Below are 8702 nucleotides of genomic sequence, written 5' to 3' on the forward strand. Positions count from 1 at the left end.
GCGCCGGCCACGAACCACGTTCGGGAAGGCGCCCCGGCGCCTGACCAGGCAGAGCCGGGGTCCCTGCCGGATCGGCGAAGCCGATATGGGAGGTCTGCAGAGGCGCGGAGCGCCGTCTCTGGCCGCTGCCCTAGACGGCGCCGAAGAGGCGGTCGCCCGCGTCGCCGAGGCCGGGGACGATGTAGGCGGTGTCGTTGAGGCCGTCGTCGATGGCGGCGGTGACGACGCGCAGGTCGAGGTCGCTGGCCTCCAGGGCGGCGATCCCCTCCGGTGCCGAGACGACCGAGACGACGACGATGCCGCGAGCGCCACGGCTGGCGAGCAGGCGCAGCGCGTGCAGCGCGGAGCCGCCGGTGGCGAGCATCGGGTCGAGCAGCAGCACCGGGCGATCGGTGAGGTCGGCCGGGACGGACTCCAGGTAGACGGTCGGCTGGAAGGTCTCCTCGTCGCGGGCGAGGCCGATGAAGGCGCTCACGGCGGACGGGACGAAGGCGTGCGCGGCCGGCAGCATGCCCAGGCCCGCGCGCAGCACGGGGACGACGACCGGCTCGACGGCGAGGCGCGCGCCGGTCGTCTCGGCCAGCGGCGTACGCACCGTCACCGGCACGATCGGCAGGGTGCGGGCGGCCTCGTAGACCAGCATCATCGCGAGGTCATGGAGGGCCGCTCGGAACGTCGGCCTGGAAGTGTTCTCATCGCGCAGGATGGTGAGAGCGACCGCGGCGAGCGGATGGTCGAGGACATCTACCTGCACGAGAACCGCTCCCTGAAGGATGTGCCGCGCTGGCCGCGCGGCAGCCGGGCCGCGTACGCCGCGAGCCCGATGCACGTGTATCACCGCGTCCACGGACGTCAATCCACAGGGGCCTCGTCCCAGGCCGAACCACGCGGAAAGATGGGGGCATGACGACGGCAGCCGACGGACCCGACCAGCCCGCCAGCGGCAACGAACCACGTCACCCCGGCAACGCGGCGGACGGTGCTCGGGAGTTCCCGCCCGCGCTGCTGTACCCGCCGCTACCGCCGGTGCCGACCACCAGGGCCGGGCTGGCAGCGATGATCGACCACACCCTGCTGCGCCCCGACGCGACGTCCGACGACGTGCTCAAGGTCTGCGCGGAGGCGGCGAAGCTCGGCGTGGCCGCCGTCTGTGTGGCGCCGACGCACGTCTTCCTGGCGGCGGCCAGCGCCCGCAGCGAGACGAACGGCCGCATCGCGGCCGCGCTCGGATCCACCGATCGGCCCACGTCGAAGCCGGCGTACGCGGTCGCCTCGGTGGTCGGCTTCCCGCACGGCAACCACCTGACGGCGGTGAAGGTCGAGGAGACCAGGCGCGCCGTGGCCGACGGGGCGACCGAGATCGACATGGTGATCGACATCGCGAACGCGGTGGACGAGAACTGGGTCGCGATCGAGACCGAGATCCATGAGGTGCGGCTCGCGATGCCGACCGACGCCATTCTCAAGGTCATCCTGGAGACGACGATCCTGCCGGACGCGACGATCCGCTCGGCCTGCCGGGCGGCGCTCGCCGGTGGGGCGCAGTTCGTCAAGACGTCGACGGGCTTCCACCCCGGCGGTGGAGCGAGCCTTCGCGCCGTGCGGGCGATGCACTCCGCCGTCGGCGGGCGCCTCGGTATCAAGGCCTCCGGCGGTATCAAGACCGCGGCCCAGGCCCTGGCCTTCATCCAGGCCGGTGCCACTCGCCTCGGCCTGTCCGGCACGGCCGACGTCCTGGCCGAGATGCCGAAGGACGCGCCGTCCAGCTGATGACGGGGCTGACCAGCAGAGCGGCGCCGCCCCCACCCGGAATCGGCGGAGGCGGCGCGGCGGGTCCGGCACCGGCTGGGTCACGCGTCAGGCGTCGACCTCGGTGCGCAGAATGCGGTGCTTCCCGAGGCTGAGGCCGGCGAACGCGACGATCAGCCAGATCGGCCCCACCATGCCGGGGAAGCCTGCGATGGACAGGCCACAGGACATGAACGCCACCGCGACCGGCGGGATCAGGCTGACGAAGCCCAGCCACCGCGACACGAGGTGGTCACGCAGGCTGAGCCAGGCGACCGCGCCCGCAGCGACGACAACGCCCAGGTAGCCGATGAACGGGCCGAAGTCGTTGAGCATCAAGTAGACGAACTGCCCCTCCGTGTCGAACCCGTTCCCGTTCAGGCCGCCGGGCAGGTACAGGGCGAGCGCCAGCTTCCAGCCGTATCCGAGGCTCAGCGCCGCGGCGGACGCCGTGAGGCCGTCGGCCACGACCCGCGCGGCCACGGCGCCTCGCCCGTTCGGAACCGCCCGCGACCGCCACGACGCGGCCAGCACCAGCAGGACCGCCACGGCAAGGTAGCCGAGCGCACCGCCAAGCTGGAGCTGCCCTCGGGAGAGCTTCTCGAGCGCCCCAGCGCCGACGTGGTCGGTGCCCACGTTCGGGCTCGTGAACATCGTCGCGACGATGCCGAGCACTCCGGCGCCGACACCCAACCAGGTCCACCGCGACCGGGCCGGTGTCCCGGCGACGGTCTCGTGAACGCCCGGCGCGGTTGTCATCGTTGCCATGTCTGCTGTCCCTCCCTCGGCCGGCGGCAGGATGTCGCCGGCGTGTGGGACCACGGTCGGCCGCCCGCCGTCCCGCATTCGAGGGACAGCCGCCCCGAGTCGGCGACACCCACGCGACACCCGGCTGGCGGGGCGCGATCCTGAACGCATGCGGGCAGTTCCCTCGACACCGGGCGCCGGGCCCGACGCGGCGCCGGCTGCCGCGCCGGCCACGACCACGGCTGGGGTCGTCCTGTCCTCGGTGGTCGTCGTCGGCCTGGCGGCGCTGTCGATCGGCTGTGCGGTCGGCGCGGTTCTCCTGCACCGGTACGTCACGCTGCGGACCGACCAGCCGGTCGCGCTCGATCCGGCGGACCTGGTCCTCGCCGCCGCGTTCCCGCCGGTCGCGGCGCTGGTGCTGCTCTACCAGCCACGCAACCTGGTCGGCTGGCTGCTTCTCACGACCGCCCTGACCGGCCCCTACCTGCTGGCCGCGCAGTACGCCGCCGTCGCGCTGCTGCCCGGTAGGAGCGGGTTGCCGGGGCAGGGGGCCGCCACCTGGTTCGCGGTCTGGGGATACGTGCCGTACCTGGCCCTCTGGGGCCTGGTGCCCTCGCTGTTTCCGGACGGCCGGTTGCCCTCCGGACGCTGGCGCGTGCCCGTCGCCGCCACGGCGGTGGTGATCGGCTGTCACCTGGTCGCTCGGATGATCTGCCCGACGCCGCTCGACGTGTCGAGCGAGCTGCTGAATCCGTACGGCCTGCGATCGGCGCCCTGGCTGCGGTACGTCACCCTGGCCACGTCGGAGGCCGTCCTCTTCGGCGGCGGGCTGCTCGGGCTCGCCGCGGTGCTGACCAGGCTGCGGCGGTCGCGCGGCGTGGAACGGGCCAAACTGCAGTGGCTCGTCCTCGGGGTCGCCAGCCTGGTCGGGGCGAGCCTGATCGGCTTGATCCTGCAGGGCCCACAGGATCTGGCGGCCGGCATGGGCGTGGGGATGGTGCTGCTGGTGGCCGCGATCGGGGTCGGCGCGGTCCGCCACCGGCTGTTCGACATCGGCACGGCGCTCAGCCGCACGCTCGTCTACGGGCTGCTCACCACGTTCCTGCTGATCGCCTACGCCTGCGCCGTAGCCGGCGCGGGTGCGCTGGCCCCCGGTAGGCGGGTCGCCTACGGGGTTCTCGCCGTAGCGGCGCTGGTCGCCGCGGCGGCCCGCGACCAGGTACAGCGGCTCGTCGACCGGGTGCTGTTCGGCGTGACCCGTGACCCCTACGCGGTCCTCGCGGTCCTGCACGGCCGGCTCGATCTCGCGACCGGGCCGATGGACGCCCTTTCGCAGCTCGCCGACGGAGTGCGGGAGGCGCTCAAGGTGCCCTACGTGGCCGTCGAGAGCGCGGACGATCGACTCACGACCATCGAGTCGGGCCGACCTGTCGGCTGGCTGGAACGGCTGCCCGCACCGACCCGCGCGGGAGGCGTGGCCGGCACGCTCCTGGTGGGCCGCCGCCACCGAGCCGACCAGTTCACCGCGGCGGAACGGGCGATGTTCGCCGACATCGCCAGGCGAGCCGGGGATCTGCTGGACGCGGCGGCGACCCAGCACGACCTTCGGCGCAGCAGGGAGCGCGTCGTCGCCGCGCGGGAGGAGGAACGGCGCCGGCTGCGCCGTGACCTGCACGACGGCGTCGGGCCCCAGCTGGCCGCGATGGCCATGCAGCTCGACAGCATCGCCGACGGCCTGGCAGAACGGTCGGACCCGGCCGCGGAGCGCGCCGCCCTCGTGCGGGACCGCCTGCGAGCGACGGTTCGCGATATCCGTCACATCGTGGAGGACCTGCGGCCCCCGGCTCTTGACGAGGGCGGCCTGTCCGTCGCGCTGGCGCAGGTCATCGCGCCCTTCACGCCCGTCGTGGCGCTGGATGCACCAGCCGACCTGGCCGTGCTCGGGCTACCGGCCGCGACGGAGGTGGCGGCGTTCCGGATCGTCGCGGAGGCGGTAACGAACGCGGTCCGCCACTCAAGGTGCGACACCTGCGTGGTGCGGGTCCGCGCCGAGCCGCCCTGGTTGGTGGTCGAGGTAGCGGACGACGGCGCCGGCCTGGCCGGCGACGCCGTCGCGGGGATAGGCCTGCGCAGCATCCGCGAGCGAGCCAGCGAGGTCGGCGGGCGGTTGGAGGTCCTCAGTTCGAGCGATGGCGCCGATGGCGGCGGCACCCTCGTACGGGCTCGGCTGCCACTGGAGGAAGGGAGCACGCCGTGACCCCCATGCGCATCGTGATCGCCGACGACCACGAGCTGTTCCGCGACGGGTTGCGCGGTCTGCTGGTCGAGCTGGGCGCGACGGTCGTGGCCGAGGCCGCGGACGGCAACGCGGCCCTGGCCGCGACGCTGCGCCACGCGCCCGATGTGGTGTTCATGGATCTGCGCATGCCGGGCCTGAGCGGCATCGAGGCGACCGCGCGCATCGGCGAGGTGGCACCCCAGACCGCCGTCCTCGTGCTGACGATGAGCGAGGACACCGCCTCGCTGCAGGCGGCGCTACAGGCGGGCGCGCGCGGCTACCTGCTCAAGGAGTCATCGAAGACGGACGTGGCGCGGGCGCTGGAGGCCGTGACGCGAGGCGAGCTCGTCATCGGCCCCGGGATCGCGGACAAGGTGCGCCACGCCGTCGGCAGGCTGTCGCCACGCGTGTTCCCCCAGTTGACCGAGGCCGAGGCGCGAATGCTGGATCTGCTCGCGGACGGGCTGGGTAACGGGCAGCTCGCCGCCCGGCTGCACCTCTCCGAGAAGACGGTCCGCAACCGGGTCTCCACGATCCTCGCGAAGCTCGGCGCCGGAAGTCGCACGGAGGCGGTCGTGCGGGCCCGCGACGCGGGCTTCGGCTCCGACTCAGCCGGCTGACGGGCCAGCAACGGCCTCACGGGCGACGCAGTCGGCCAGGTGGTCGTTGACGAGCCCGCAGGCCTGCATCATCGCGTACGCCGTGGTCGGACCGATGAAGACGAGGCCACGCTTGCGCAGCGCCTTCGACAGGGCGACGGACTCCGGCGTCGTCGCGGTGAGGTCGGACAGCGCGCGGGGCGCGGGGCGGGCGGCCAGGTCCGGCTGGAAGGACCAGACCACGTCCTCCAGCGGCTCGTCGAGCGCCAGGATCGCGCGGGCGTTGACGATCGTGGCCTCGATCTTGCGACGGTTCCGGACGATCGAGGCGTCCGTGAGCAGCCGCTCGGCGTCGGCGGGGCCGAACGCGGCGACCGCGGCCGGGTCGAAGCCCGCGAACGCCCGCCGGAACCCCTCGCGCTTGCGCAGGATCGTCAGCCACGACAGGCCCGACTGGAACGCCTCCAGGCTGAGCCGTTCGAACAGCCCGACGGTGTCCCGGACCGGCCGCCCCCACTCCTCGTCGTGGTACGCGAGGTAGTCGGGCGTCGACACCCCCCACGGGCATCGCATCAGCCCGTCCGGCCCGGCCACCGGCCCGCCGGGCCCGGGCGGCCCACCCGAACCCGTCGCCAGTCCGTCGGCGACCGCCGGCGTCGGCAGCGTCTCAGTCATCGCGTCACCTTTCCGTCAGCCACTTGCGGGTATCGCGGCGCCGGTCAGGCACCGGGCGCGCTCGCGGCCAGCGTGTCGAAGCCGGGCTTGATGACGTCGTCGATCAGGTCGAGGCGCTGGTCGAACGGGAGGAACGCCGACTTCATCGCGTTGAGGGTGAACCAGCGGATGTCCGACCAGCCGTAACCGAACGTCTCCACCAGCGTCGCGAACTCGCTGGAGAGGGTGACGTCGCTCATCAGCCGGTTGTCGGTGTTCACGGTGACGCGGAAGCGCAGGTCGCGCAGCAGGCCGATCGGGTGCGTCGCGATGCTGCGGGCCGCGCCGGTGTGGACGTTCGACGACGGGCACATCTCCAGCGGGACCCGGGTGTCGCGGACGTAGTTCGCCAGCGGACCCAGCGACGCCTGGCCCTCCACGTCGACGGAGATGTCATCGACGATGCGGACCCCGTGGCCGAGGCGGTCCGCGTTGCACCACTGCACGGCCTCCCAGATCGAGGGCAGGCCGAACGCCTCGCCGGCGTGGATCGTGAAGTGGCCGTTGGCGCGCTGGATGTACTGGAACGCGTCGAGGTGGCGGGTGGGCGGGTTGCCCGCCTCGGCACCGGCGATGTCGAAGCCGACGACCCCCTGGTCGCGCCAGCGGACCGCGAGCTCCGCGATCTCCAGCGACCGGGCCTGGTGGCGCATCGCCGTGCACAGCACCCGGGCGTGCAGGCCGGTGCCCTCGGAGCCCGCGCGCAGCCCGTCGAGCACCGCCTCGACGATCGCGTCCAGCGACAGCCCGTTCTCGGTGTGCAGCTCGGGGGCGAACCGGATCTCGGCGTAGACGATGCCGTCGGCCGCCAGGTCCTCGGCGCACTCGCGGGCGACCCGGGCCAGTGCCTCGGGCGTCTGCATCACCGCGACGGTGTGGCTGAATGTCTCCAGGTAGCGCACGAGGGAGCCGCTATGGGCGCCACCGCGGAACCAGCCGCCGAGCTTGGTGATGTCGGTCGTCGGCAGCGCCGTGTACCCGCACTCGTCGGCCAGCTCCACCACCGTCGCCGGCCGCAGCCCGCCATCCAGATGATCGTGCAGAAGCACCTTCGGCGCGAGCCGGATCTGGTCCAACGTCAGCGATGCCATCGCCACCTCCCCATCCCCCGTCGCCGTCGGTTCGAGGCTAGGGCACGGGACTGACAATCCGAGCGGCCGATCCGCCGACGCGCCCGGTGCGCGACAGTCGGACAATCAGGACGGCGTACGGCCGCGGCCGGGGAGCACACCTCACCGGGCGCCGGTGATCGGGCTCGACCGAGTGGGTATGCAGGACCGGGCCCACTCGGGCGTTGGCCGGGGGACGAACGAGAGAGGTACCACGAGATGGCAGGCGAAGGCCGGTCAGCAATGGGATCTGGCCTGCCAGCGGGCTCCTCGGGGCACGCCCCCGGAACGGTCGTCGGCCGGCGCTACCGGCTCGAGGCGGTCATCGGCGTCGGCGGCATGGGCGTGGTGCACCGCGCCACGGACCAGATCATGCGGCGGACCGTGGCGGTCAAGGAAGTGCGGATGCCGACCGGCAGCCCGGCCGCGAACGCGGACGCCCGGGAGCGGGTGCTGCGCGAGGCGCGTTCCGCCGGCCGGATCCATCACCCGGGCGCGGTCGGCGTGCTGGACGTCATCGACGACGGCGAGCTGCCGTGGATCGTGATGGAGCTCGTCGAGGGCGAGCCGCTGTCGGCCAGGATCGAGCGCGAGGGCGGCCTGCCGGTCGACGAGGTCGCCCAGATCGGGATCTCACTGGCCTACGCGCTGGACGCGGCGCACCGCCTCGGGGTCGTGCACCGCGACGTCAAGCCCAGCAACGTCCTGCTCACCCAGGACGGGCAGGCCAGGCTCACCGACTTCGGGATCGCGGTGAGCAACGGCGACCCGCGGCTGACCAGGACGGGCGAGGTCGTCGGCTCGCCCGCCTACCTGGCGCCGGAGCGGGCGCACGGCGAGCCGGGCGGACCGGAGTGCGACGTCTGGGGGCTCGGCGCCACGCTGTACGCGGCCGTCGAGGGCGAGCCGCCGTTCGGTGGCGCCACCCCGCTGGACATCCTGACCTCAGTCGTCGAGGGCCTGATCCGGCCGCCCCGGCACGCGGGCAGGCTCGGTCCCCTCCTGGACGGGATGCTGTCCCAGCGGGAGCTGGACCGCCCGACGCTCACCAGCGTGCGGACCCGGCTGCGTGACCTGGCCGGCGAGACGCCAGGGCGCCCGTCGGCGGCCAGCCAGACCAGGACGACGCCCCGACCGACCGGCCCGCCGCCCAGGCGGCCAGCGACCTCGTCACCCGGCCGCGCCCCGTCCGCACCGCCGGCGACGCCACGGGCCGCGACGGCCCGGCCCGCGACAGCCCGGCCGGCCACACCACCGCCTCCGCCAGCCGCGTCCCGGCCAGCCACGCCCGCGACCCCTCGCCCAGCCACACCCAGCCCGGCCACCCCGGTCACACCCCAGCCGGTGAAGCCGACCACCGCCGAGCCCGTCACGGCATCGGCGGCCGGGGCCCCCCCCGCCCGGCCCGGCCGACCCCCGGCCCCCGCGGCGGCGCCGCGCGGGGGCGGGGGGGGCGCGGGGGGGGGG

The 8702-nt window shown here is 73.8% G+C and carries 8 protein-coding genes; 4 read left to right on the forward strand and 4 right to left on the reverse strand.

The features are described from left to right. Positions 1–130: 130 nt before the first annotated feature. A complete protein-coding gene (upp, locus tag I6A60_RS15035) occupies positions 131–754 on the reverse strand; it encodes a uracil phosphoribosyltransferase (RefSeq protein ID WP_203023347.1) in 624 nt (207 codons plus the stop codon). 149 nt (positions 755–903) lie between these two features. On the opposite strand from upp, the gene deoC reads away from it, so the two are divergent. Further along, positions 904–1770, forward strand: coding sequence for a deoxyribose-phosphate aldolase (gene deoC, locus I6A60_RS15040; RefSeq protein ID WP_203023348.1), 867 nt, complete (start codon positions 904–906; stop codon positions 1768–1770). A gap of 87 nt (positions 1771–1857) precedes the next feature. Here the strand turns inward: deoC and I6A60_RS15045 are convergent, their stop codons facing one another. Next, positions 1858–2556 carry a hypothetical protein gene (locus I6A60_RS15045; protein ID WP_203023349.1) on the reverse strand — a complete coding sequence of 233 codons (699 nt, stop codon included), beginning with the start codon at positions 2554–2556 and terminating at the stop codon, positions 1858–1860. Positions 2557–2704: 148 nt separating this feature from the next. Here I6A60_RS15045 and I6A60_RS15050 point away from each other — a divergent pair, with 148 nt between their 5' ends. Beyond that, positions 2705–4792: a sensor histidine kinase gene (locus I6A60_RS15050; RefSeq protein ID WP_203023350.1), complete on the forward strand. Its 2088-nt coding sequence runs from the start codon at positions 2705–2707 to the stop codon at positions 4790–4792. Then, positions 4789–5433: a response regulator transcription factor gene (locus I6A60_RS15055; protein ID WP_203023351.1), complete on the forward strand. Its 645-nt coding sequence runs from the start codon at positions 4789–4791 to the stop codon at positions 5431–5433. The genes I6A60_RS15050 and I6A60_RS15055 overlap by 4 nt, the downstream gene beginning before the upstream one ends. Here I6A60_RS15055 and I6A60_RS15060 read toward each other — a convergent pair. Beyond that, positions 5422–6087: a DNA-3-methyladenine glycosylase I gene (locus I6A60_RS15060; protein ID WP_305038749.1), complete on the reverse strand. Its 666-nt coding sequence runs from the start codon at positions 6085–6087 to the stop codon at positions 5422–5424. The two genes, I6A60_RS15055 and I6A60_RS15060, sit on opposite strands and share 12 nt — an antisense overlap. A gap of 44 nt (positions 6088–6131) precedes the next feature. Next, positions 6132–7217, reverse strand: coding sequence for an adenosine deaminase (locus I6A60_RS15065; protein ID WP_203023352.1), 1086 nt, complete (start codon positions 7215–7217; stop codon positions 6132–6134). 261 nt (positions 7218–7478) lie between these two features. Between I6A60_RS15065 and I6A60_RS15070 the strand changes: the two genes are divergently transcribed. Then, positions 7479–8702: serine/threonine-protein kinase (locus I6A60_RS15070; protein WP_203055637.1), on the forward strand; the 1224-nt coding region annotated here is incomplete at its 3' end.

Source organism: Frankia sp. AgB1.9, assembly GCF_016786355.1.
GTDB lineage: Bacteria > Actinomycetota > Actinomycetes > Frankiales > Frankiaceae > Pseudofrankia.

Excerpts from the sequence above, each read along its gene's own strand:
- deoC (WP_203023348.1), top strand. The coding sequence starts at position 904 with ATGACGACGGCAGCCGACGGACCCGACCAGCCCGCCAGCGGCAACGAA.
- I6A60_RS15045 (WP_203023349.1), bottom strand. The coding sequence starts at position 2,556 with ATGGCAACGATGACAACCGCGCCGGGCGTTCACGAGACCGTCGCCGGG.
- I6A60_RS15050 (WP_203023350.1), top strand. The coding sequence starts at position 2,705 with ATGCGGGCAGTTCCCTCGACACCGGGCGCCGGGCCCGACGCGGCGCCG.
- I6A60_RS15060 (WP_305038749.1), bottom strand. The coding sequence starts at position 6,087 with ATGACTGAGACGCTGCCGACGCCGGCGGTCGCCGACGGACTGGCGACG.
- I6A60_RS15065 (WP_203023352.1), bottom strand. The coding sequence starts at position 7,217 with ATGGCATCGCTGACGTTGGACCAGATCCGGCTCGCGCCGAAGGTGCTT.